Below are 25,000 nucleotides of genomic sequence, written 5' to 3'. Positions count from 1 at the left end.
ACCGATTATAATTGATCAAAAAAATAGGCAAAATATTACTTGGAGTATTGCTGCTATTATTCACCTTGGGCGCTATCCTCTATGCTATTTACAACGAACCCATGCCTACGGGTATCAAAAGTCCAAATGCCGATGCCTTGGCCATGAAAATGCTGACCTCCCTCAATTATAAAGCCTATAAGGACACCCGTTTCCTGGAATGGTCTTTTGCCAATGGTAAACACCATTATCGTTGGGATAAGGAAGTAGATACCGTACTTGTTGCTTGGAGCGATTATCAGGTGCATCTTAATCTAAAGATGCCCTCAAAGAGCTCGGTTGCCAAGGATAAGGCATCCCTTGAAGGGAAAGAAAAAGATAAGCTTATTAAGAAGGCCATCTCTTTTTTCAACAATGACTCTTTTTGGTTGGTTGCCCCATACAAGATTTTTGATTCCGGTACCGAAAGAAGTATAGTATCATTAAAAGATGGCTCCCAAGAATTATTGGTATCCTACACCAGCGGTGGCGACACACCGGGCGATTCCTATCTATGGAAATTACAGCCCAATGGCTTCCCGATCAGCTTTAAGATGTGGGTGAGCATAATCCCAATCGGCGGTCTTGAAGCTAGTTGGGACGATTGGCAGGTTATGGAAAGCGGTGCATTTCTGCCCAGCCAACACAGTATTGGCCCTATAACCTTGGATATGGGGAATGTAAGGGGGTATCAGTGATGCAGTTTTCAGTAATCAGTGGTTCAAACAATTTAAAGTTTAATGTTCAAGGTTTAATGTCCGTCACTTCGAGTAATCCGACGAAGGAGGATTGTATCGAGAAGGGATTCAAGTGAACAGTCTTCAGTAGCTCAAACGATTTAAAGTTTAATGTTTAAAAGTTGAAAGTCGTCACTTCGAGCCTGCCCGGCCGTAAGGCGGGTGATTTTATGAAGCGCAGCGCAATAAAATTGTATCGAGAAGTAGACGAACAACACCAAAGCAGTTCTCGATACTAAATGCCTATCGGCATTTCACTCGAACTGACGATAGAATTAAACTCGTCATTGCGAGTTTACCTGCCGTTAGGCAGGCATAGCGCAGCAATCTGTTTATTGCAGTGTAAAATAAACAATGTTAATGTTCAATATTCTAGGTTTTGAAACTACGAAAAAAAGTTCCTTCCCCTAGGCAGGGGAAGGTGGCTTCGACAGAGGAGAAGACGGAAGGGGTTCGAAGCACGGCAATCTGCTTATTTCCATGTTGAGATTGCTTCGTCGCTTTAAACCCTATCCTTCCTAAAGTCCTCCCCCTAACCCCCTCCAAAGGAGAGGGGAACAATTCTTACCAAAAATTCATTAATTAGTACCGTCCATATTCCCCTCTTGGGAGAGCCTGTCCCGCTATATAGCGGGAGGCTAGCCTGCCTGCCGCAGGCAGGGGGTGGGTTTTAACCATTTCCCCGAAACCAAAAAGTCACCAACAGACCTTTTCAAATCTTATTGGTGACTTTTAACTTATATGGCTGTGGGTACCCCCTATTTAAACTCCGGCCAATATTCCTTTACCTTCTTTCTTAAAAAAGCCACACTGCGTTCCAATTGATCCATTCCGTCCACACCATCCTCGATACTGATCCAGCCATCAAAACCAACTCTTTTCAGTTCCTTAAAAATGGCATCATAATCGTTTAGACCCTTCCCTATCTCTCCATGGCTCAATCTTTTGGCATAGCCCATGGCACCACCCTCTTCCTTGCGAAGATCTTCAATAGTACCTTCTTTTAGGTAACGGTCGCTGGCATGCATGGTCACCACACGATCGGAAACCCGATATAGGAGTTCCAAGGGATCCTCCCCTGCCAAAAAGGTATTGCTGGGATCGTAATTCACCCCAAAATTAGGATGGTGGATACGATCGACCAACATACAAAAAATGTCCATTTGCTGGGCAAATTCGGGATACTCCCAGAAATCATCCTTATAGTGGTTTTCCAATATTAGGGTTACCCCCAACTTTTCCGCATGGGGAAGGCACTCTTTAATGCAATCCGCAGCAAATCCAACACCTTCCTCTATAGTCAGTTCTGGACGACGCTGTCCGGACAATACCCTACAATAGGTCCCGCCCAAGGCATGGGTCATTTCTATCCAGCCTATTTGTTTTTTAATTTCCTTTTCCCGAAAAGCGGCATCAGGATGCGTAAAATCAGGGGAACAACACAGCATGGGTATTGTTTTCCCATGACGCTCCACCTGCTCCCTAAAAATGGACCAGTTGGATTTATCGGCCATCTCCAAAAATCCGGCATACCATTCCAATCCGTCTACCTCTAGCTCAACGGCCAGGTCGATCCATTCGGAAACCTTCATGGTTCCATCCTTACAAAGTTCATGCATAAATGCTTTGGGAAATACTGCTAATTGTGGCAAATCTTTATTCTTTTATTGTTATTAAATTATTTCTTTTTGTGGGAACCTTCCCAGTTTTTGGGGAGGTTACGCCCTATCATAGGAAACTGTTCCAAGTCCATTACTTGGGAACTTACAGGACCGCATTCATCGGAGAGCCAATAGAGGCAGGCCGCTGCAATTTCCTCCGGGGTAAAAATTCGTTGCGCTGGGGCAAAAATGTCCGGTATATCCTTGTACCAATCCGCTTTCATTCCCTGCTCCTTCTTATTCAATATTTCTTTTTCCGTGAGTACCCAACCTGGATTGATCTGGTTTACGCGTACCCCATTCTCCCTAAACAAACTGTCGCCCAGATTCCTCGTCATGGTCATCAAGGCCCCCTTGGACATGCTATAGGCCAAGAGATCGGGTTCCCCGCCCCAGGCGTTGATGGAGCCAATATTGAGTACACAACCGCGAACCGCGGATAAATGTGGTAAGGCCGCCTGAATGATCATCAGTGGAGCAATGGAATTCACGGCCAACATGCGCTTAATAAAGGGTACTTCGGTGCTTGTTATATTGGAGGAAGCAATATAGGCGGCATTGTTCACAACAGCGTTCAATTTTCCAAATTTGGATATGGCTTTTTCTACCAATAACTGCGGTGCAACTTCCTCCGTAATATCTGTGGTAATGTGAGCTGCTGTATCAGCACCCAATTCCTTCACCAGTGCCAAGCCTATTTCCTCTTCCAGTCCGTTGACGACTACCTTCGCCCCTTCCTGTACGCAACGTTTGGCTATGGCCTTACCAATACCCGTATAGCCACCTGTTATTAATACTACTTTATCTTTTAACCGCATAGATCCTAACTTGGTTTTAATACACTTTTCACCACCTTACCGGAATGCATTTGATCGAAAGCCTCGTGCCAATCCTTCAATTCCCAGACCCCACCAATTATAGGCTTTACGTCCAAAGTACCGGAAGCCAAAAGCGATAGCACTTTTTCCCAAATGGGCCAGTTATGGCTAAAGCTACCCTGTAGGGTAACATTTTTTTGTACCAAAGGATCCAAGGAAAAGTTTAAGGGTTGAGGGCCCCAGCCAACCTTGGTAATATGTCCGTTGGGACGTACCAATTGCAAGGCTATCTTCAAGGTGGCACTGGCCCCTGCGGCATCAATCACACAATCTACCCCCAATCCGTCCCGCTTATTGGCCCATGCACTGGCATCGCCCACTATTCCTTCACAGCCGTATTGCTTGGCAATGTTCAATCTTTCCCTATCGGCCTCCAATCCAACTATGGCCACCTCTGCGCCACATAAACGGGCCACGGCGGCACAAAGGATACCAATGGTACCAGGTCCAAGTACAATGACCCTATCCCCTGGCTTAATCTTTGAATTCATTACCACCGCATTATAGGCTACGGAACAGGGTTCGGTTAAACAGGCCTGTTCAAAAGGCAAGTTTTCCGGTACCGCGTGCAGACATCTGGCAGGCACCTTAACAAAGCGGGTCATGGCACCATTTACCCCATACCCAAATCCTTTTCTAGTAGGATCAAGGTTGTATAGGCCCTGTCTTGTAAGTGGGCTGTTCAGATCTATTATTGCAGCGGTCTCGCTAACTACCCTATCGCCTTCCTTCCAGCCGATTACCCTTTTCCCCAATGCCGCAATATGGCCACCAAACTCGTGCCCAAGGACCACGGGATAATTCACGGGCCAACTGTGGTCTGAAGTCCATTGATGAAGATCACTTCCGCACACCCCAACGTTGGCCACTTCCAACAACACATCATCTTCGCCAATGATCGGCTTTTCTATTTCCCTAATTTCCACACTTCCTGGCTCGGAAGAGAAATTTACCACTCCTATTGAACTCATTTATTTGATTATTTTTATTTTGTATTTATTAATTAGCGTGTTACTTCCCCGTAGGCATGGATCTTTTCACAGATAAGTCGCAACGAACTTTCCAGGTCGCCATCGGCAGTCTTAAAGGAATCTGCATCAATGGTCAAGGGTGCACCCAATACTACCATTGGCGCTCCATATTCCGGGCAGCGTATGGCCTGTTCCAAGGTAAGGCCGCCCACGGCCTGTACGGGTACCTTTACAGCATTGACCACCTCTCGAAGTTGATCCATCGGACTTGGCATTTTTAAGCCCTGGGCAGCAATTCCACGACGTTCGTCATAACCTATATGGTGTATTATATAATCGCAGCCAAGGTCCTCCAACCATTGGGCCCCTGCCACCATATCCGGGCATCCTAAATTATCGCCCATAACCTTTACCCCGTAATCTTTTCCGGCCTGTACCACCACTTTTATCGTTTCTGCATGTGCCCTGGCCATTACCACGACATGGGTCGCTCCTGCCTTCGCCATCATCTCGGCCTCCAAATATCCCCCGTCCATTGTCTTAAGGTCTGCAACTATAGGTATCGTGGGAAACGCTTCCCTTAATTTCCGAACCCCGTGCAAGCCTTCCGCCAAAATAAGGGGGGTACCTGCTTCAAGCCAATCTACCCCTGCACGCAATGCCATGGCGGCCGTTTCTAAAGCTTCGTCAATATTGGTTAGGTCAAGTGAAATTTGTACAATTGGTTTCATAAATGGTAAATAAAATTTTAAATTATAAGGTTGTATTCTTTGATTTAACGCAAGCTAAAATTGATCAATTACATCAGAAAAAGGTTCGCAAAAAACATTGATTTTTTGGGCTATAGCGTCAATCCAAAGATAAAGAATCGCAATACATAAAATTTATCAATTATAAATCCAATATTACCCTTTTATCATTTTTCAAGGCTTCTGTTGCCATTATCATTAATAAACACAACCTATGATTACCATTCCTATTATTGTCTTTTATATTCATGGAAGAACTATTATTATTGCAAAAGATAAATATTAATTAATACCAATTTAATATTCAACAGAACCAAATAAACCAATTTTGGACCCTTATAATATTCTGGTGAAATTTGAATGGAATTATCCCCATCCACCCAACAAATTTTAAGATTCGCATTCCAATAACCATGATTTACCGATTAGCCATAAAATGACCTTAATAAAAAATAGACCTTCCAAATTACTTTTTACCTTCATTTTCTATAGTTTCACGGGATTCCTATTTGCCCAGGAAAATTCCCGATCCCCAATAGACTCCTTGCACCTAAACACCTTGGAAGAGGTAGTGGTTACAGCAAACAGATATGGATCCTTACAACAGAAGACCCCGGAACCCATTGAGGTCGTCCACAATCATTCCATCGAAAAATATCAATTGCGTACGGCTCCTGAGGCATTGTTATTGGCTCCCGGGGTTTTTGTACAAAAAACCAACCATGGCGGGGGTTCTCCCTTTATACGGGGATTAACAGGGAACCAGACCCTATTGCTATATGACGGTATCCGCCTTAATAATGCCACGGTAAGATCGGGGCCCAACCAGTACTTTAATACTATTGATGTGTTCAGCCTGGGCAAAATGGAGGTTTTACGGGGAGGTGGGTCTGTACAATATGGTTCCGACGCTGTTGGGGGAACCACCCAGGCCTTGAGCAAAGAGGTGGAAACCGCCGATAAGCCAATTTGGGGTACGGATCTTTATACTCGATTTGTAACACAGGATATGGAACAGACAGCCAATGCGGCCTTAAAATATGGCGATAAACGAATGGCTTTCAGGGCCAATGCCACATGGCGTAATTTTGGAGACCTTGTGGGAGGTGATACCACAGGACAACAAATCCCAACTGGCTACCGGGAATTGGATTTCGACCTCAAGGGAAAAATACTGCTATCGGACCGGTCCAACCTTACTACAGTGTACCAAAATGTGCATCAAAAAGATGTTCCCGTATACCACAAGGTAGCCTTGGAGGATTATGCCATAAATAAGATGGATCCCCAAAAAAGGGAACTGGCCTATGTGAGGCTCCACCAAGATCTGGGGAACAATATCTTTAAGACTGCGGTGGTCACCGCTTCCTACCAGCACCATGAAGAAGGGCGGATATTGCAAAAAAATGGTTCAACAACCCTACGTACCGAAAATGACAAGGTGAGGACCTATGGTTTTTCGGCCGAAACCTTTTCCAGTCATGGAAAAATATGGTCGGCCAATAGTGGATTTGAAATCTATAACGACAAGGTAAAAAGTAGTCGCGCCGACAGGGATCTGACCACCAATTCCGAAACGGCCCAGCGCGGATTATATCCCGATGGGGCCACCATGACTAGTATTGCCGCTTTCAGCATGCACACCCTGAGTATGGAGCAATGGGAAATTACGGCAGGTTTACGGTACAACACCTTCATTAACAAGGTGTCCGATTCTGTTTTGGGCGCCACCAAACTTACTCCCTCGGCATTGGTCGGAAATTTGGCCGTGATGCGAAAACTGAATGGAACTTCCAATGTCTTTGCTTCCATCAATACAGGTTTTAGGGCTCCCAATATTAATGATCTAGGATCCTTGGGCATAGTAGATTTTAGGTACGAAACACCCAATTTCGATTTAAAACCGGAACATTCCCTGCAATATCAAGTGGGTTACAAATTTCGCAATCGCGTAGTGAAGGCCGAAGTATTTTTATATCGCAATGAATTGTACGATTTAATTGTGCGCAACAGAATAGCTGGTGACAGCATTGAAGGTTATCCCGTTTATCAAAAGAAAAATGTGGAACGAGGCTTTATTCAAGGAGCCGAAATGGGATTGGACCTAAGCCTGAATCCGAATTGGAATGTATCAGGGAATATGACCTATACCTATGGCCAAAATAAAACCAGTGATGAACCGGCACGTCGAATCCCGCCCTTATTCGGCCGATTGGCCACCTCTTACGCCATAAAAAATTGGAACCTCAATGCAGATTGGCTCTTGGCCGGTAAACAGGATCGTTTGGCGCCTGGCGATATAGATGACAATAGAATCCCTGATGGTGGTACACCCGGTTGGAACGTTCTTAATATTCATGGCAGTTATTCCTTTAATTACATCACCATCGCCGTTGGACTTCAGAATGTCTTCAATGAGGATTATAGATACCATGGTTCTGGAGTGAATGGCTATGGAAGATCTGGGGTGCTATCTCTTTCTGCTAGGTTGTAATGCCGCTTTTTAAGTTTTAAATCAAGAACGGAATAAGAAAAGCTCCTCCCTTCAGACGAAGTGAGGTGGCTTCGCCATAAGCGAAGACGGAGGGTTCTGAAATCCCAATCCTTGGGGAAATATAGACAGAAGTCGGAGAATAAGTGAAAGTTAGGGCTTCAAACTCCCCTTTCTTTCCCCGCCTTTGGGCGGTGTAATTCATTCCCCTCTTCGTTCCAAGAGGGGAGCCGTTAGCTATTTTGTTCAAAAGGAGTTCTACCCCGATAACCTAATTATTTCAACGCCATCCCAATTTGTGCATTTTGTAAAAATGTTAGTTCTACCAATGACGGAATAGGCGTAAGTTATAACCCTTAAGATCCCTAGCCCCCGCAGAAAACCCACCCCCTGCCTGCGGTAGGCAGGCTAGCCCCTCCCAAGAGGGGAATATGCTAGGTAACATTTTGAATACTAATTTCCAGATATATTCCTGATTTATGGGAAAAGTAAAAGTTCCTTCCCTTGGCCTGTGATTAGCCAACATGCACACCCCTTCCGTCTTCTCCTGCGTCGAAGCCACCTTCCCCTGACTAGGGGAAGGAACTCCTCTTTTTTTGAAATTTGAACTGAAAATTACTTCTGACTAAAAATACCGACTTTTTGTGCTATCAATATGAACAAAAAAAGCTCCTTCCCTTGGATAAGGGAAGGTGGATTCTCCGACGGTAGGAGGAGAAGACGGAAGGGATTGAAAGCCCAAGCCTTTGGAACTAAACATACCAGCTGCCCGGGGTAGGCAGGCCTGCCTTGCCGGTAGGCAGGCTAGCTCCTGCGGAAAACCCACCCCCTGCCTGCGGTAGGCAGGCTAGCCCCTCCCAAGAGGGGAATTTGCTAGGTAACATTTTGAATACTAATTTCCAGATATATTCCTGATTTATGGGAAAAGTAAAAGTTCCGTCCCATGGCCTGTGATTAGCCAACATGCACACCCCTTCCGTCTTCTCCTGCGTCGAAGCCACCTTCCCCTGACTAGGGGAAGGAACTCCTCTTTTTTTGAAATTTGAACTGAAAATTACTTCTGACTAAAAATACCGACTTTTTGTGCTATCAATATGAACAAAAAAAGCTTCTTCCCTTGGTTAAGCCTGTCCCGCGTTTTCCGCGGGAGGAAAAGGTGGATTCTCCGACGGTAGGAGGAGAAGACGGAAGGGATTGAAAACCTGAGCCATGGGGAACTACAAAACATAGGGAGTGAATACAGAAACAAACCCCTGGCCTTTGTCCAGGACCCCTCCCTAACCCTCCCCTAAGGGGAGGGAACTGGTTGTGTACTAATAAGATTTTTAGGTAGAAAATATCCCCCCTCCTTGGGAGGACTTTAGGAGGAATTCGTCATTGCAAGGACCGATAGCGACGAAGTAATCTCAAGGGCATAAACAGATTGCCAACCTGCACACCCCTTCCGTCTTCTCCTCTGTCGAAGCCACCTTCCCCTGACTAGGGGAATGAGCATTTTATGTGTAGAATATTCAACCTTAAACTAAAACCGTTCACTGACCACTGATTACTAAAATCTGTTCACTAACTATTGTTTATTGCTAATTGTTCATTGTCAATTATTCATTGTCAATTGTTTTCACTCCTCCTCCGCCTTGTTCTCATAATGGTTTACCCTGGCATCGTCCTCGTCATCCATAGGGGGGCCTTGTTCTATTTTGCGCCAATCTATGGTTTTGTTGTACTTCTTCATGGAAAGTTCCGCATTATAGATGCGTTCATCATGGCGTTCCAAAGTGTAAGGTGTATAGTCGGGTTCCTCAGTAAAGAAATCCTGTAACAAGGAAGCCGTAACATCAAATTGATTCACATAGGGTACATTCAATATGTTGTACATGGTCTTTAGCAGGGCTCCAAAATTGGCATGGGTGTGGGAAACATATCCCTTTTTTACATAAGGGCCTGCCATCATAAGAATGGACCTATGGGCGTCCACATGATCTACACCGCCCTGGGGATCGTCCTCGGTGATGATTACCAACATATTCTTCCAATATTTGGTCCTGGATAAAAAATGCAATACCCTACCTACCGCCAGGTCATTATCTACCATAAAGGATTGTGGGAAAGGATAACCGTCCTCTGGACGTATTCTTGCCCCGTGATCGTTGGGCAACATCATGGTCACCAATTGTGGCATTTCTTCATCCCCTTCGATCCATTTCTCTGTAAACTCCCTTTCAAACTGATCCATTCTATATTGATCGGGAATATTCATATTATACCCGGCAAAGTCATGGCTGGTCCTTGTAAACAAAGCCTTTTGCATAGGCACCATCACCCCATGGGCAGCGCCCGTATTGGTATCATACCATTCTTCGCGCACATGTGCCGTTTCGTTGGCCTGTCCAAAATTGTAGAAAGAAACTTTTTCCCTATCCAAGGCTTCCCATAGTCCGCCAATCTCTGCATAATCCTCGGGGTCTACACTCCCGATCGTTCCAGGATGACGACGCCCCGGAGCGTCCGCGAATATTTTGGCGGTCTTGCTTACACTGGCGTTGGCCTCTACCCACTCGTTAGGAATAACACCTACCAGCCAATGATGGCCATGAACCGAAGCATCGCTATCGCAATAGTAGTTATCCGAATAGGCAAATTGTTTTGCAGCCTTATGGTGGTTGGGAGAAATACGCAGTTGGGGAAATTGTGCCTGAAGCGAATCGGGCAAGGTATAGGTATTATTAACCCCATAGCGGGCCAAAGTACTATCTCCCCTCCCATTTTTAAGCTGCCCAAAGACCTCATCGTAGGTCCTGTTCTCCTTGGTAATATACACCACGTGTTTAATAGGGCTCTGACGCAATTTTGGCAATGGAGGTAAGGGATTGGTACCGTCATCGTTTACAGTGCTTTCCCTGAAGGTATTTTCGATGGACATCTTGGTATACTCGGCAAGTTTTTCATCGGTTGGCATAGCTACCCTTTGAAAGCTCCCCAATTGAATGTCGCCAATATAATCGCCCTGTGGGGGTTCTACAAAGTCCTTTCCACCATTGGGTCCGGCCCCAAGGCCTCTACAGGTAATGATATAAATGTTCGTTTCATCTTTAGACAATTCCACCCTTGTAGGCCCCCAACCACTGGGAATAAGTCCTTTGGTAGTTTGGGAAGGAATATCTATTACGGCCACCGCATTGAACCCCAACAAGGCTACGTACAGTGTTTTTTCTTCCTTATCCATGGTAATTCCGAATGGCAATAGGCCACGGTATTTGTCTATTCGCGGATCTACCTTAATGGGTATATGGCCCACAATTTCCTGACTTAAATGATCAATGATGGTGATATTATCGTTGGTGGCATTGGTAATATAGGCGAATTGTTTTCCTACGGCAATGGAATTTGGACTGGCTCCCCCAACCACTTCAGCATCTTCCACGGTCTGTCCTATTTGATGTCCAGTTTTAAATTTTTTGATCACTTTATTGTTGTCGAGGTCTATGGTAAACACACTCATGGCATCCGGATGCAACGGACTCCCCAAGCCTGGAACCTTTCGTCCTTCCACTACGGTACCCTCTATGGATTCCTTGGTGTTGTCCCCATAAGGGTGATGGGAAATCATTAAGGAATCGTAATTGGCAGGAGTGGCTCCTTCTATCAAAGGATAGGAATACACTCCGACATTGGCCACAAAGGCCTGCTTTTTATCCGGACTAATGGCCAAGCCAAAAGGCTGTCTCCCTACATTGACACTCCCCTTTATTTTTTTGGTTTCCAAATCGATCCGTACCAGTCTAAAATTGCCTCGATCCAACACCAACAATTCGTTTTCGGCTTCATTGATCCGTAAATCTGAAGTAAAACTATCCTGATAATCCTTCCCATCAACAATTCCGTTTAAGGAAATGGAATCTACTTTTGCAAGGTTCTCCACATCGTATTGTATCACCGCTCCCGTATCTCCCCCACTTAAATATACCGTTTTGGAATCCTGGGCAAATTCAACCCCCAAAAAAGAACCTTTGGCCAAAGGTGACGGTATGCTACCATCATAACTTGGAATTCTGACCGACTCCAGGGAGGCAACATCTATAACGGTAAAAACCCCATTGTGCAGCGTAACCGCCTTGCTCCCATCCGGAGAAACGGCCATCCCAAAAGGATCATGGGTAATCCGCAATTTATCCCCAACTGGAGTTACATACCTCCCACTGGCCAAAATGGATATTCCATTTTCATCAATTACACTGTACTGATCTTTACCAGGTACCTGTAAAATAGAAATGCTGTTTTGATGTGAATTGCAAGAAATAAAAACTGAAATTAATAGGAAGGGAATTAGCCGATTCATTGTGATGGATTTATGAATTGAATGGATACATTTATTATTAAAAAATAATATTACGCATTTTCGTTCAAAGGAAAATGGTCTTAACCATAATTTTACACAATGTTAAAATAATTTAATTGAAGTCAATTACTAAAAGGCAAGTCATAAGGCATCGGAAGGAAACTATTAATTACTTTTCTAAGCCCGCCTGAACGCCAGAATAGGCCAGCCCGTTCCGTTTAGACTAGAAAGCGTCCGAGCGTTCATACCCCGCTTGGTGACTAAAATTCATAAGAAGCCAAATAAGTATCCAAATTCAATTACCGCTTAATTGATGTAACCATAAATAGGCGCTATAAAATTTCCGTTCAAAAAAGGCTTTGGATCTATCTGACTTTGTAGAACAACACCTTTGTGTTCGGACTCCATTAACATAAAAGCGGCCTGCACCATGGGTGCCGCTGTGGTGGTCTGTATAGCCCTAAGCCTGTGTATCCCCACATTCTGAGGGTATATTAGCTTGGAAACCTCGCTCCTTCTAAGTACCCCGTGCCTATCCTTACCCTCTACTGCGGCATACAGCACAATTTGATCGTTCTCTATATGCGGAATCGCACTTTCCATTTTCTCCTGAAGGATCTTTATGGGAGCATCGGTATTTTTCAAACCTGCGATTTGTTGTTGCACCCAGGCGTAGTGTCCAGGATATCTAAGGGTCTTATAATCCAATTGGCGCACCTTGCCCGCAAGGGCGTCCGGTAGATCGGCGGCCCCACCTGAAGTAAGGTCCTCCTCATAGGTCCTACCATCTATTATGATGGTTGCCCTTTCAGACAGGGATTTAAGGGGTACTTTTTTATAATCGCGGACTGCCTCCGCATCTTTTAGGTATTCCGTGGCCACCCCCACTGGACTCCAAGTAAATCCGTAGTAATGTGGTGCCACTGCATGGTCCGTTAAGGCCCCAACCTTAAACTGCAGCTTATCTACCTTGTCTACCTTATGTTTACTGCAAAATTCCTGAAAGAGATGGTGTGCCAAAAGATTGATATACCCTGGTGCCAGACCGGATTGGAGCACAAAACCAGTTTCGGCATTTTTTGCCAATGCCATTATTTCATTGGTCTCTGCCACATATTCGGTGAGATTTACATAGTGGAGTTTATAGTCTTTTGCATACCTAGCCATTTTGGGCGCCAAACTACCGGGAAGACAATCCAGCAGCACATCGCCCTGGATAAAAATTTCCTCCATTTCTTTGGTCAGGCCCGTTTCTGAAAGGCAAAATGCCTGGGCCACTCCCGGGTTGGTAGTGCCCTTCCCTATCCAATGGGCTACTTTTTCCGCCTTTTCCAGTGTACGATTTCCAATAAATATTTTTAGCGGAACATTGCCCCAATCCGCCATTATTAATCCAACGGCCTGTGCTATTCCCCCAGCACCGGCAATAACCATGTTGTAAGACATAAATATGTAGCTTAATATGTTATAAGAAAGATAGCATTTTTTATCCAGATTTCTACTGATACTGCGATATAGTATCATGCCATTTAAGGCCCTTCCCAAGCCTGCCTGTCAATAGGCAAACTCGTTGTAATGGGTCATTTTCATTTTCTTTGCTCGCCCAAAGAAAACGAAACAGGGCCGAAAAGACAAGGTACAGTGTACCTTGAATTAGAGGAGCCAGCAGTAGCGAGGGCGAAGGCGCCTTAACCGAGGTATTTTTTCGACACCGAGGTCGAAAAACCGTGTGCGAAACTCCGCGTCGTCCCTCACGGGACTCCTGCTCTCGGAGCTTTTCCATCGCGCCAGCTGGCCCCTTGCAGTAAATGCAAATCGTTGCATTTACTTATCGGTCCTCTGCGGTTAAGGGTTTTTGGCTCCGCCGATTTATACTGTTTACTATTTTTTCAATCCTAATTAACCGACTACTACATATTGTTTACTTCATGCGGTGACTGAGCCTGCCTGTATCGGCATACAGGCGTAGCCAAAACCACAAGTTCCTGGAATTTGGACCTTGAACATCAACTTTGTTTATTACTAATTGTTAGTTGTACACTGTAAGGAGCAGATTGCCGCGCTTCACTCGCAATGACGACAGTAAGGGCTCCTCCCTTGTGACGAAGAGAGGTGGCTTCGCCATAAGCGAAGACGGAGGGTTCTGAAAGATCTGGCCTAAGAATGAGAACATTAGATAGGGTAATGGTTAAAACACACCCCCTGCCGGTGGCAGACAGGCTAGCCTCCCGCTAGAAATCGGGACAGGCTCTCCCAAGAGGGGAATGTAATGCGTTCTGAATGAAATCCGTCATTGCGAGGAGCGATAGCGACGAAGCAATCTCAAACCTGCAATAAATAGATTGCCGTGCTGCGCCCACCTGACGGCCGGGCAGGCCTGTCTATCGACAGGTAGACTCGCAATGACTAAAAACAAAAGCTCCTTCCTTGTGACGAAGGGAGGACTCGAATTGACAACTTTCAACTTTCAACTTTCAACTTTTAAACATTAAACATTAAACTATTGCCTATTGGCTTTTGGCTTTTGGCTGAAGAAAACTGATTACTGCCCACCAGCTACTTCGATTTCGACTACGCCTTCCTGCCTTTAGGTAGGCTCAATCTCCATGTACTTCATCCAGTGGCTTCGACTACGCTCAGCCACCAGTTTTTGAATATTCCTCAAAACTTACCACCAACAACCAACTTTTGCCTATTGCCTATTGCCTTTTGGCTAAAGAACACTACTCACTGAACGCTCTTTAAATAGCCTTCGTACTTCCGCAAACCCTCGTTCATCATGGAAACGGCCCCTTTACTGGTCATGGTCGCCCCAGAAATCCCGTCAATAAAATGTCCGTCGTCATTGGCTTTTTCAATGGCTTTTTGCAATGTAAAGGTGTCTTCCTCCAATTTGATTTTCACACCCAAGAACTGATCTTCGAATGTTTTTTCACTAACAGCAGCACCGTAGCCTTCAGATTCCGCTTTGTGTTCAAAGGCTATGTTTTTTATTTCCAAGGTCTTTTTATCCAAAAGAACCTTTGCCCAGATGGCCCCACCAAAACCTACGCCCTGTACAGGTAGAACAACCAAGTCCGTTTCCTTGACTTCAAATATGGGCAGGGAAGTGGCTTGCCCGCGGGTCGCCAACTTTTTATACAGGTCGCTTGCCCTTTCCAAATCTGTGGTAGAAATAATACCGCTAGTAGTATTAAGCTCTTTAAAGATTATAAGATCCTGGATGTTGGTCGTATCCGTAAAAGTGGACATTGCAAAGGCTGCTATCTCCTTTATACTCGCCGGTACTTCGGTCGTGGTTTGGATTTCCTGTTCAGGTTCAATTATTGGTTCCGTCTGTTTTGGATTTTCCTTGCAGTTCCATCCCAAGACAACCACCATCATCAAAAGCATTTTTATTTTCTTCATATTCATGTTTTATTTAAAACTCACCAAATTAACTTCAGTGTTATTTCCGAAGGTAATCCCAAGGCCTGATTCCTGAAATGATTTTGGTCAGTCACATATATTAAGATTCTAGTCCCTAGCGTTAGTTCGAGAGCTTTTAGATACAATTTTGCTCCAATTTGTTTTGCAAAATCACCAAACTGAAGGTAGGTAAACTCGAAGTGACGGGCTGACCTCTGTCCATTTTAAGATGCAGATTGCCGCGCTGCACCCGCCTGACGGCCGGGCAGGCCTGTCTATCGACAGGTAGACTCGCAATGACGGCATTGAACTTTCAACTTTCAACATTGAACATTCAACATAAATCTTTAGTCTAGGTCTAGCATCTAGATTCTTCCAACGTTTCATCACCATGAGGACTTTCAACTTTTAACTTTATAAGATTATAACTTTCAACATTCAACCAATGACTATGTCTAGTTTCTAGGTTCCTGACTCTGGCTAGTCTTTTCTCTTTTCTCTTATCTCTTTTCTCTTTACTCCCTTCAATCTATACTAATTTTCCACTTCCCAATACACTTTTAACCCTTCCCAACTTTTAACATTTAACATTCAACATTGAACTTTAAGCTTTCAACAATTTTTAAATCTTTTTGGCTAAATTACACCCTTAAACCACATTGGCATTTTAGCTCTTGTAATTTTAGGCAACAGCTATAAAATGGTAATGACCAATCACATCAACCATAAAAACCAAAGAATTAAACACATGAAATACATTGTTTGTGAGGAACCTGGGGACTTTCAGTTAAAGGAAAAAGAAGCCCCGATCAGAAAAAAAGGGGAAGCCCTGTTAAAAGTGAACAAGGTGGGCATCTGCGGTACCGACCTGCACGCTTATACCGGCAACCAAGCCTTTTTTACCTACCCCAGGATCCTGGGCCACGAGCTGGCCACCTCTGTGCTGGAAATAGACGAAAACGATAAGGGCATAGCAGCCGGCGACAATGTAGTGATCATGCCCTACCTGAGCTGTGGACATTGTGTGGCCTGTAGGAACGGCAAGACCAATTGCTGCACTCAAATCCAGGTTTTGGGCATACACACGGACGGCGGCATGCAAGAGCAGATTACTGTTCCTGTGGACATTTTATTGCCGGCCAAGCACCTGACCAACGAAGAAATGGCCATCGTAGAGCCCTTGGCCATAGCGGCACACTCTATCCGTAGGGCGCAGATAGTTCCTGGGGAGACCATAGTGGTCGTAGGCTGTGGCCCTATCGGTATCGGCATTATGAAATTGGCCCAGATAGAAGGAGCCAAGGTCATTGCCCTGGACATGAACCAGGACCGACTGCAATATGCCAAGGAAAAGATTGGGGTGGACCATATTGTCAATGTCACAGAAGACCCCGTTAAACAGATTTCGGAAATTACCAATGGCGATTTGGCCACAGCCGTATTCGATGCCTCTGGCCATAAAGGAGCCTTGGAACAGGGACCCAACTATATGTCGCACGGCGGGAGGTACATCTTGGTGGGACTCTCCAAAGGGGAACTTACCTTTACCCACCCTGCCATCCACGCCAAGGAGACCACCCTTATGTGCAGCAGAAATGCCACGGTAGCAGATTTTGAAAGGGTCATTGCCATACTGGACCAGTTCCCCACAGAATCGTTCATTACGCACAACGTGCATTTCACACAGATGAAAGAAAATTTCGATAGCTGGTTAAAACCCGCTACAGGAGTAATAAAAGCCACGGTAGAATTTTAATATCAAGCGCATTCCACTATGTCCAAGAACTTTTTACAGATACATCCCAATGACAATATCCTTGCCGCTTTGCAGGATATGAAAAAAGATTATGTGGTAGATTTTGAGGGGAAATCCTTCCCGCTCAAAAACGATGTTACCGCCAAGCATAAATTCGCCCTTCAGGATTTCAAGGTGGGCGACCCCATCCTTATGTACGGTGCCCTGATAGGAAAAGCTGTTAAGCCCATTGCCCAAGGGGAAAGCATTACCATAGACAATGTGGTGCATGCTTCCTCCGACTACAATGTGGGGGAACAACAATCCAGCTGGGTGGCACCGGACATTTCCAAGTGGAAGAACAGCATTTTTAATGGGTACCACCGTGCCGACGGCAGTGTAGGAACCGCCAACCATTGGCTGGTAATCCCTATGGTATTCTGTGAAAACAGAAATGTAAATGTCCTTCGCACTACCCTTCTCAACGCCCTAGGCTATGAGACCGCACAAGACTATATTATAGATACCGAGGTCTTGGTGTCCCAATACAAAAAGGGGGCCAGTGCAGAGGACCTGATGGCTGCCCCAATTATTAAGACGGCCGAAGACATTAAACAGAACAGGACCTTCCCGAATGTGGATGGCATTAAGTTCCTTACCCATGACGGAGGCTGCGGCTGTGACCGCGGAGATTCGGACACGCTTTGCAACCTTTTGGCTGGATACATTACCAACCCCAATGTGGCAGGAGCTACCATTCTTAGTTTGGGCTGCCAGAACGCAGAGGTGAAAATTTTGGAGGCTGCCATAGCCAAACGCGACCCCAACTTTTCCAAACCGCTACATATTTTGGAACAACAAAAAAGCAAGAGCGAGCGGCACTTTATAGAGGAAGCGGTCAAAAAAACCTTTTTGGGACTTATTGAAGCCAATAAGATAACACGTAAACCCGCTCCACTAAGTAAATTGGTACTGGGCTTGGAATGTGGTGGCTCGGACGGATTTTCAGGAATTTCGGCCAATCCGGCCCTCGGCTATGCTTCCGATCTTATTGTGGCTTTGGGAGGGGCCACCGTACTTTCCGAATTCCCAGAACTCAACGGCGTGGAACAGGAACTCATCAACCGTTGTGAATCTCCGGAAAATGCAGAGAAATTTGCCAGTATTATGCGGGCCTATTCCGCCAAAGCGGTCTCTATAGGCTCCGGCTTTGAAAACAATCCATCGCCAGGAAATATTAAGGACGGACTCATCACAGACGCTATGAAGTCGGCCGGAGCAGCCAAAAAAGGTGGGACTTCCTTGGTAAAGGATGTATTGGATTACACGGAAAGGGTCACTAAAAATGGCCTGAACCTCCTCTGTACCCCCGGTAACGATGTGGAGAGTACCACTGGTCTGGCTGGATCTGGCTGCAATGTGATAGCCTTTACTACCGGCCTCGGCACCCCTACGGGCAACCCTGTGGCCCCGGTCATAAAAATGTCCAGCAACAATGCCCTAACGGAACGCATGAAGGACATCATCGATTTTAACACCGGCACCATTATTACCGGGGAAGATACCATACAGACCAAGGGAGAGGAATTGTTGGACTATATCATAGAAGTAGCCAGTGGAAACAAGATTCCCGCAGCGGTTCAACTGGAGCAGAACGACTTTATCCCATGGAAAAGGGGGATTTCCCTATAACTGGTCTCTCCGAAGGAGAGCTAAAGAACATAAAACCCGGAAAACTTTCAACTTTCAACTTTAAACTTTATAACTTTCAACTTTATAACATAAAACCTTCTAACATGATTATAGATTCCCACCAACATTTCTGGAAATACAGCCCTGTAAAACACGCTTGGATCAACGAGCAGATGAGCGTTATCCGTAGGGATTTTTTGCCCTCGGACCTTAAACCGGTCTATGTAAAAAATGGAGTGGACGGCTGTGTGGCGGTCCAAGCAGACCAGACCTTGGCGGAAACCGATTTTTTATTGGAACACGCCCATAACAACGCTTTTGTTAAAGGCGTGGTAGGATGGGTAGACCTAGGAAGTGCCGATGTAGATAAAGATCTGGAAAAATACGCCAAGGACAAGCATTTAAAGGGGTACCGACATATTGTTCAAGAAGAGGCAGATCATAATTTTATGTTGCGGCCCGACTTCCTAAGGGGAATTTCCAAATTGGAGCAATATGGAGCCGTCTATGACATCCTTATCTTTCCACATCAGTTGGGGTCTACCTTGGAATTGGTAAAAAAATTCCCCAATCAGAAATTCGTCATCGATCATATTGCCAAACCTTATATCAAAGACGGTTTCTATGACGGCTGGGCCGCCATGATGAAAGAAGTAGCCAAACACGAAAACGTTTATTGTAAAATCTCAGGAATGATTACCGAGGCCGATTTCAACAGCTGGACTCCGGAACAAATACACCCTTATATGCTCTTGGCCCTAGAGGCTTTTGGCCCAGAACGCTGCATGTACGGTTCCGATTGGCCCGTTTGCCTGGTCGCCGGAACCTACACCCAGGTAAAAGAGCTGACTACCAATTTCATTTCCAGCCTTAGCACCACTGAGCAAGCCGCCATTATGGGGCAGAATGCAGTGGATTTTTATGGACTGGAGTGAGACAGTGGTTAAGTTGAAAGTTATATTGTTATAAAGTCAAAAGTTCGTCACTTCGAGTGATCCGACGAAGGAGGATTGTATCGAGAAGGGATAACAGTGACCAGTGCTCTTTAGCCAAAAGCCATTAGCCAAAAGCCAACAGTTTGTTTGTTCAACATTGATAACTGACGTCATTGCGAGTTTACCTGCCGATAGGTAGGCCTGCCCAGCCGTCAGGCGGGCGCAGCGCGGCAATCTGCTTCTTACAATGTACAATCAACAATTAGCAATAAACAAAGTAAAAAGTCCTCCCCCTAACCCCCTCCTACTGCAAAAATGCTGCACAAGCAAGGAGGGGGAATTATTCTTGCATAAATACAATATTAGCACCTGAACAATTCCCATTTCCAAATCACCAAATCACCTCATTTTCAAATTGTTCCATTAGTACATTTTCACATTATCAATTTCCACATTACCCCATTACCCCACTTCTCTTTTCTCTTTCCTCTTTCCTCTTTTCTCTTTTCTCTCTCTCCTCTTCACTTTTGGCTTTTGCCTTATGGCTTATGGCTATCCCATAATTTCCACATTAACCCATTTCCAAATCAACCAATCATCAAATCTCCAAATCAACCCACTGATACATTAATCCATTGGTAAATTTCCACATTAACACATTACCCCATTTCTCTTTCCTCTCTTCTCTTTCCTCTCTTCTCTCTCCTCTTCACTTTTGGCTTTTGCCTTATGACTTATGGCTATCCCGTCATTGCCACATTTCCCCATTACCCCATTACCCCATTTCCAAATCAACCAATCATCAAATCTCCAAATCAACCCATTGATACATTAATCCATTGGTAAATTTTCACATTATCTCATTAATCTTTTCTCTTTCCTCTCTTCTCTTCACTTTTGGCTTTTGCCTATTGCCTATTCCGTCATTCATTGTTCCATTTTTACATTAGTACATTGCTACATTAATCCATTAGTACATTTCCACATTACCCCATCTCCAAATCGAGTAATTCCTCCCCAACCGCGGAATATCGCCCCAAACCCATTCAATACGGTTATATTTTTTACCAACACAAACTACTGACCTACAACTACTTAAAGCACTTGTTTAAACCATAAGGATTAAAGGCACGGTTCCTGCCCTTTTGACTGCGAATATTAAGGGCAGTTACCATACCCTATAACGAACCCCCTCCCCTTTGCGGTTTTCCGCAAGGATTTTAATGGGTTAGGATATAGCTTTGACAAAGAAAAAAATAATAGGTGACCAGGACATTGATCTGGCCGGCGGTAGATAGGAGCAAGCATTTTTAGGAAAATATGGCCTATGGGCCGACTTGCTGAAAACGTGTTCGGGGGAACTCACAATTTGGCAAGCCTGGCCTTTATAGGATTGGCAAGGCTTCAATGATGATCCCTAAACCCTAAAAACGCACGGAAAAGAACAGCGTTATTTTAGCGCATTTAATAATTTTATTAACACAAAAAATAAGCAATGATGGCAAAACAAAGGCCATGGCACAAAAGGGTAATTCCTCAGTACCACGGGTATAACTACCCTAAGCGGTACAAAGTACCTTGTTCTGCCTTTAAAACCCAACAAAACCAAGCCATACGCATAACCTTATGTTAACAACATGCTATTGCAAAAATGAAATAAATGATGTTCTTTTGACAGATAATAATTACAAAACATTTATAAAAATAAGCGGTATTTAAACGATTAATTAACTTAAAAACAAATAAAAATTCATAGTTTTGCCCGATGAGGATTTTTTCCTTAAAAGGTAATTTTTAGACCCAAATTTTACTTTTTGTTCCTTTATAATTCCCCCTAATAAAGCGTATCAAAATTAGTGCATTAATAAATGTAATATTAATGAACAAGAAACACTTATGTGCTAAACACTGACCATGGCATACGTTTATAGTTTATTTTCCAACCCTTATGTGTTGGTATTGATCTCCATGCTGATCCCAATAGTGCTTTCTTTGCGGATGTACCCGGTCATTATCTACCTGGTAAAATCCAAAAATTTAATGGACGAACCTATAGAGCGCAGTATGCACACGGCCAAAACCCCGACTTTGGGTGGAGTGGGCATGTTTATCACCTTTACCTTGACCCTCATTACCGCAGGAATGTTGCTGGGCCTTTCCCAGGCCGACCTTATAAAACTTTTGTCGCTCTTGGCAGCCACCATTACCCTAATGTTCTTGGGTATCAAGGACGACCTCTTGGGACTGGCACCCAAAAAGAAATTTATGATCCAGGTTCTGGCGGCAATGTTGGTGATTGTTTTGACGGATGTAAGAATTGCCAGTTGTTACGGACTCTTGGGCTTGGAGGAACTTCCCTATTGGGCCTCGGTAGGCTTTAGCATCTTTGTATTCCTTGCGGTGATCAATGCCTATAACCTTATAGATGGTATAGACGGTCTGGCCGGGACCATCGCCATTATTGTCAGTACTACTTTTGGTGCCTTTTATTGGCTCAATGGCCGGTATTTTATGGTGGCAGTTTCCTTTGCCCTGATAGGGGCTTTAATTGGTTTTTTAAGGTTTAATCTTTCCACCAGGCTTAAAATTTTTATGGGAGATTGCGGCTCCATGTTCGTGGGCTTTTTATTGGCCTACCAGGCCATCTCCTTTTTGGAGTTCAATGCCACTATGGTAACCCCCTACACCATCCATGTGGCCCCTATTATGGCCATGGCCGTCCTTTCCTATCCCATCTTGGATACGGTTAGGGTCTTTATTATTCGTATTTCCCAAAAACGCAGTCCCTTTAGTGCGGACCGCAACCACATACACCATCGTTTATTGACCTTGGGCCTAAGCCATAAAAAGGCTACCCTTACGCTAGGCATCATAAATATTCTGGTGATAGCGCTGGCCTTTTTAATAAAGGACCTCTATATAAACCTACAATTGTACCTTTTAGTGCTGGTAGTACCCCTGCTCTATTTTTCGCCTTGGTTGTTGTTTAAACCGAGTGGTAAAAAGGCCAAGATGCAGCGAAAAAGAACCTTGGCCATGTTGAGGTCCAAATTAACCAATTTTTTAGGGTAAATCATTAAATTAGAAATTATTTCTGCTGTGATATTTATGCACAAGCAAAGAACATAGGTAAAAATGAGTACAACGTTTAGTTTTAAATTATATAAGATTGAAAAATAAAGTAGCATTTATAACCGGTGTCACAGGACAGGATGGAGCTTACCTAAGTGAGCTATTATTAAAAAAAGGCTATACCGTGCATGGATTAAAACGCCGTGCCTCTTTATTCAATACAGACAGGGTAGATCATTTGTATCAGGATCCGCATATAGAGAACAGGAACTTTATACTGCACTATGGGGATATGACCGATAGCACCAACCTCATACGTTTGATTCAGGAAATTCAACCGGACGAAATCTATAATTTGGCAGCAATGAGTCACGTACAAGTGTCTTTTGAGGTGCCGGAATATACGGCCAATGCCGATGGAATAGGTACTTTACGCATCTTGGATGCAGTTCGATTATTGGGATTGGAAAAGAAAACCCGAATCTACCAGGCATCTACCTCCGAACTGTATGGAAAGGTACAGGAAGTGCCGCAATCAGAGACCACTCCCTTTTATCCCCGTAGCCCTTATGCTGTAGCTAAAATGTACGCCTATTGGATAACTGTAAACTACCGGGAAGCATATGGTATGTTTGCCTGTAACGGCATTTTATTCAATCACGAATCGCCTATTCGTGGGGAAACCTTTGTGACTAGAAAAATAACAAGGGCTGTCTCAAGAATTGCCCTAGGATTACAGGACAAATTTTATTTGGGAAATCTAGATGCCCAAAGGGATTGGGGCCATGCCAAGGATTATGTAAAAATGATGTGGATGATCCTTCAGGCCGAAGAGGCCGAAGATTGGGTCATAGCTACGGGTAAGACCACCGCGGTCAGGGATTTTGTGAGATTGGCCTTCCAAGAGGTTGGCATTAGCCTGGAATTTAAAGGAGAAGGTGTCAACGAAAAAGCCTTTGTAACCTCCTGTGCCCATGCTGATTATCAATTACCCATAGGAAAAGAGGTTTTAAATGTAGATCCCAAATACTTTAGACCAACGGAGGTTGATCTATTAATTGGCGATCCAACCAAGGCCAGGACTAAATTGGGATGGGAAGCCAGTCATGACCTCGCCTCCTTAGTAGCCGACATGATGCAAAGCGACTTAAAGCTAATGCAAAAAGAGCAGCATCTAAAAGAAGGTGGCTATACTACCCTTAATTATTTTGAGTGAGAGAGTGAAACAGTGAAGTACCTAATTAACGCATAACCGTATCACAACATAACCGAGTCACCGCATCACCGAGAACAATATTAAAATAAAATGAACAAGGAATCAAAAATATACATTGCAGGCCATAGGGGCATGGTAGGTTCAGCAGTTTGGCGGGCATTAACCGCAGCCGGTTACACCAATCTTATTGGGAAAACCAGTGCGGAACTGGACCTAAGGAACCAAGCCGACGTAAATCAATTTATAGCCTCCGAAAAACCGGATGCCATAATAGATGCCGCGGCAAAGGTGGGTGGCATTTTGGCCAACAACGACTTCCCCTACCCCTTTCTTATGGACAACCTGCAGATACAGAATAATTTGATCCAGGCGGCCCATGAACATGAGGTTCAAAAATTTATTTTTTTAGGGAGCTCCTGTATTTACCCCAAACTGGCACCCCAGCCGCTAAAAGAAGAATATTTGTTAACAGGGCCCTTGGAGACTACCAACGAATGGTATGCCATTGCCAAGATAGCCGGGGTAAAAGCCTGTGAAGCCATAAGAAAACAATTTGGAAAGGACTTTGTAAGCCTTATGCCTACCAACCTGTACGGCCCATATGATAATTTTGATTTAAAGACCTCCCATGTATTGCCCGCCATGATACGTAAATTTCACGACGCCAAAAAGAATAATAATGCCGAGGTCACCCTATGGGGCAGCGGTACACCCATGCGGGAGTTTTTGCATGTAGATGATATGGCGCAGGCGGTGGTTTTTGCCGTGGAAAACATATTACCAAAACACCTCTACAATGTTGGTACGGGGTCTGATCTCACCATAAAGGAACTGGCAGAGACCATACAAAAAGCCATTGGACATACCGGAAAGATTGTTTGGGACAGTAGCAAACCTGATGGCACCCCAAGAAAATTGATGGACAGTTCCAAAATGAATGCCTTGGGTTGGGAGTCCAAGATTTCTTTGATAAAAGGGATTCAAGGCACCTACAATTGGTTTTTGGAAAACCAAGGGCAGTTCAAAGAAATAAGACTTTAACTCCTTTTGCAATCGCACAAATATGAAAACACTGGAAATATTATATGCTTATGTCAATAA

17 protein-coding genes are annotated in these 25,000 nt (G+C 44.4%); 8 read left to right on the top strand and 9 right to left on the bottom strand.

The genetic code is table 11. From position 1 onward, the window contains the following. Positions 1 to 11 precede the first annotated feature (11 nt). On the top strand, positions 12 to 716 hold the full coding sequence (locus BUA60_RS20355) for a hypothetical protein (protein WP_072865020.1): 705 nt from the start codon (positions 12 to 14) through the stop codon (positions 714 to 716). 797 nt (positions 717 to 1,513) lie between these two features. On the opposite strand, the gene BUA60_RS20350 is transcribed toward BUA60_RS20355, so the two are convergent. Genes BUA60_RS20350 through BUA60_RS20335 form a run of 4 tightly spaced genes read right to left on the bottom strand, consistent with a single transcriptional unit; the run spans position 1,514 to position 4,996 of the window. Further along, positions 1,514 to 2,407, bottom strand: a complete 894-nt coding sequence (locus BUA60_RS20350; protein ID WP_072865018.1) for a sugar phosphate isomerase/epimerase family protein — start codon at positions 2,405 to 2,407, stop codon at positions 1,514 to 1,516. Positions 2,408 to 2,433: 26 nt separating this feature from the next. Continuing rightward, positions 2,434 to 3,234, bottom strand: a complete 801-nt coding sequence (locus tag BUA60_RS20345; RefSeq protein ID WP_072865016.1) for an SDR family NAD(P)-dependent oxidoreductase — start codon at positions 3,232 to 3,234, stop codon at positions 2,434 to 2,436. Between the two features lie 5 nt (positions 3,235 to 3,239). Next, a complete protein-coding gene (locus BUA60_RS20340) occupies positions 3,240 to 4,265 on the bottom strand; it encodes a zinc-binding dehydrogenase (protein ID WP_072865014.1) in 1,026 nt (341 codons plus the stop codon). Between the two features lie 32 nt (positions 4,266 to 4,297). Beyond that, on the bottom strand, positions 4,298 to 4,996 hold the full coding sequence (locus BUA60_RS20335) for an orotidine 5'-phosphate decarboxylase / HUMPS family protein (RefSeq protein ID WP_072865012.1): 699 nt from the start codon (positions 4,994 to 4,996) through the stop codon (positions 4,298 to 4,300). Positions 4,997 to 5,450: 454 nt separating this feature from the next. Here BUA60_RS20335 and BUA60_RS20330 point away from each other — a divergent pair, with 454 nt between their 5' ends. Then, positions 5,451 to 7,508 (top strand): TonB-dependent receptor plug domain-containing protein, encoded by a 2,058-nt coding sequence (locus tag BUA60_RS20330; protein ID WP_072865010.1) that lies wholly within the window; start codon positions 5,451 to 5,453, stop codon positions 7,506 to 7,508. 749 nt (positions 7,509 to 8,257) lie between these two features. Here BUA60_RS20330 and BUA60_RS20325 read toward each other — a convergent pair. The 4 genes from BUA60_RS20325 to BUA60_RS20305 all read right to left on the bottom strand — a co-directional run bounded on the left by BUA60_RS20325 (position 8,258) and on the right by BUA60_RS20305 (position 15,249). Next, positions 8,258 to 8,506, bottom strand: coding sequence for a hypothetical protein (locus tag BUA60_RS20325; RefSeq protein WP_143153248.1), 249 nt, complete (start codon positions 8,504 to 8,506; stop codon positions 8,258 to 8,260). A 617-nt stretch (positions 8,507 to 9,123) separates the two neighbouring features. Next, positions 9,124 to 11,841 (bottom strand): bifunctional YncE family protein/alkaline phosphatase family protein, encoded by a 2,718-nt coding sequence (locus BUA60_RS20320; protein WP_072865006.1) that lies wholly within the window; start codon positions 11,839 to 11,841, stop codon positions 9,124 to 9,126. Between the two features lie 306 nt (positions 11,842 to 12,147). After that, positions 12,148 to 13,287, bottom strand: coding sequence for a saccharopine dehydrogenase family protein (locus tag BUA60_RS20315; protein WP_072865004.1), 1,140 nt, complete (start codon positions 13,285 to 13,287; stop codon positions 12,148 to 12,150). A gap of 1,281 nt (positions 13,288 to 14,568) precedes the next feature. Beyond that, a complete protein-coding gene (locus tag BUA60_RS20305) occupies positions 14,569 to 15,249 on the bottom strand; it encodes an FMN-binding protein (RefSeq protein WP_178347045.1) in 681 nt (226 codons plus the stop codon). 748 nt (positions 15,250 to 15,997) lie between these two features. Here BUA60_RS20305 and BUA60_RS20300 point away from each other — a divergent pair. From BUA60_RS20300 to BUA60_RS20290, 3 genes are all read left to right on the top strand, one after another. Further along, positions 15,998 to 17,005: a zinc-binding alcohol dehydrogenase family protein gene (locus BUA60_RS20300; RefSeq protein WP_072865074.1), complete on the top strand. Its 1,008-nt coding sequence runs from the start codon at positions 15,998 to 16,000 to the stop codon at positions 17,003 to 17,005. 18 nt (positions 17,006 to 17,023) lie between these two features. Next, positions 17,024 to 18,676, top strand: coding sequence for a UxaA family hydrolase (locus BUA60_RS20295; protein WP_072864998.1), 1,653 nt, complete (start codon positions 17,024 to 17,026; stop codon positions 18,674 to 18,676). Positions 18,677 to 18,780: 104 nt separating this feature from the next. Continuing rightward, entirely contained in the window at positions 18,781 to 19,611 is an 831-nt protein-coding gene (locus BUA60_RS20290) for an amidohydrolase family protein (protein WP_072865071.1), read from the top strand. Positions 19,612 to 20,262: 651 nt separating this feature from the next. Here the strand turns inward: BUA60_RS20290 and BUA60_RS23115 are convergent. Next, on the bottom strand, positions 20,263 to 20,430 hold the full coding sequence (locus BUA60_RS23115) for a hypothetical protein (protein ID WP_178347044.1): 168 nt from the start codon (positions 20,428 to 20,430) through the stop codon (positions 20,263 to 20,265). Positions 20,431 to 21,525: 1,095 nt separating this feature from the next. Between BUA60_RS23115 and BUA60_RS20285 the strand changes: the two genes are divergently transcribed. From BUA60_RS20285 to BUA60_RS20275, 3 genes are all read left to right on the top strand, one after another. After that, positions 21,526 to 22,683: an MraY family glycosyltransferase gene (locus tag BUA60_RS20285; RefSeq protein ID WP_072864996.1), complete on the top strand. Its 1,158-nt coding sequence runs from the start codon at positions 21,526 to 21,528 to the stop codon at positions 22,681 to 22,683. Between the two features lie 97 nt (positions 22,684 to 22,780). Next, positions 22,781 to 23,899: a GDP-mannose 4,6-dehydratase gene (gene gmd / locus BUA60_RS20280; protein WP_072864994.1), complete on the top strand. Its 1,119-nt coding sequence runs from the start codon at positions 22,781 to 22,783 to the stop codon at positions 23,897 to 23,899. A 90-nt stretch (positions 23,900 to 23,989) separates the two neighbouring features. Continuing rightward, positions 23,990 to 24,940 (top strand): GDP-L-fucose synthase family protein, encoded by a 951-nt coding sequence (locus BUA60_RS20275; protein WP_072864992.1) that lies wholly within the window; start codon positions 23,990 to 23,992, stop codon positions 24,938 to 24,940. Positions 24,941 to 25,000: the final 60 nt, after the last annotated feature.

The sequence above is a fragment of the Arenibacter palladensis genome, from assembly GCF_900129275.1.
GTDB classification, from domain to species: Bacteria; Bacteroidota; Bacteroidia; order Flavobacteriales; family Flavobacteriaceae; genus Arenibacter; species Arenibacter palladensis.
This window is presented reverse-complemented; position numbering and strand designations above follow the sequence as displayed.

Bases quoted from the DNA above. Each gene is read 5' to 3' on its own strand.
- BUA60_RS20345 (WP_072865016.1), bottom strand. From the start codon at position 3,234: ATGCGGTTAAAAGATAAAGTAGTATTAATAACAGGTGGCTATACGGGT.
- BUA60_RS20340 (WP_072865014.1), bottom strand. From the start codon at position 4,265: ATGAGTTCAATAGGAGTGGTAAATTTCTCTTCCGAGCCAGGAAGTGTG.
- BUA60_RS20335 (WP_072865012.1), bottom strand. From the start codon at position 4,996: ATGAAACCAATTGTACAAATTTCACTTGACCTAACCAATATTGACGAA.
- BUA60_RS20330 (WP_072865010.1), top strand. From the start codon at position 5,451: ATGACCTTAATAAAAAATAGACCTTCCAAATTACTTTTTACCTTCATT.
- BUA60_RS20320 (WP_072865006.1), bottom strand. From the start codon at position 11,841: ATGAATCGGCTAATTCCCTTCCTATTAATTTCAGTTTTTATTTCTTGC.
- BUA60_RS20315 (WP_072865004.1), bottom strand. From the start codon at position 13,287: ATGTCTTACAACATGGTTATTGCCGGTGCTGGGGGAATAGCACAGGCC.
- BUA60_RS20305 (WP_178347045.1), bottom strand. From the start codon at position 15,249: ATGAAGAAAATAAAAATGCTTTTGATGATGGTGGTTGTCTTGGGATGG.
- BUA60_RS20300 (WP_072865074.1), top strand. From the start codon at position 15,998: ATGAAATACATTGTTTGTGAGGAACCTGGGGACTTTCAGTTAAAGGAA.
- BUA60_RS20295 (WP_072864998.1), top strand. From the start codon at position 17,024: ATGTCCAAGAACTTTTTACAGATACATCCCAATGACAATATCCTTGCC.
- BUA60_RS20290 (WP_072865071.1), top strand. From the start codon at position 18,781: ATGATTATAGATTCCCACCAACATTTCTGGAAATACAGCCCTGTAAAA.
- BUA60_RS20285 (WP_072864996.1), top strand. From the start codon at position 21,526: ATGGCATACGTTTATAGTTTATTTTCCAACCCTTATGTGTTGGTATTG.
- BUA60_RS20275 (WP_072864992.1), top strand. From the start codon at position 23,990: ATGAACAAGGAATCAAAAATATACATTGCAGGCCATAGGGGCATGGTA.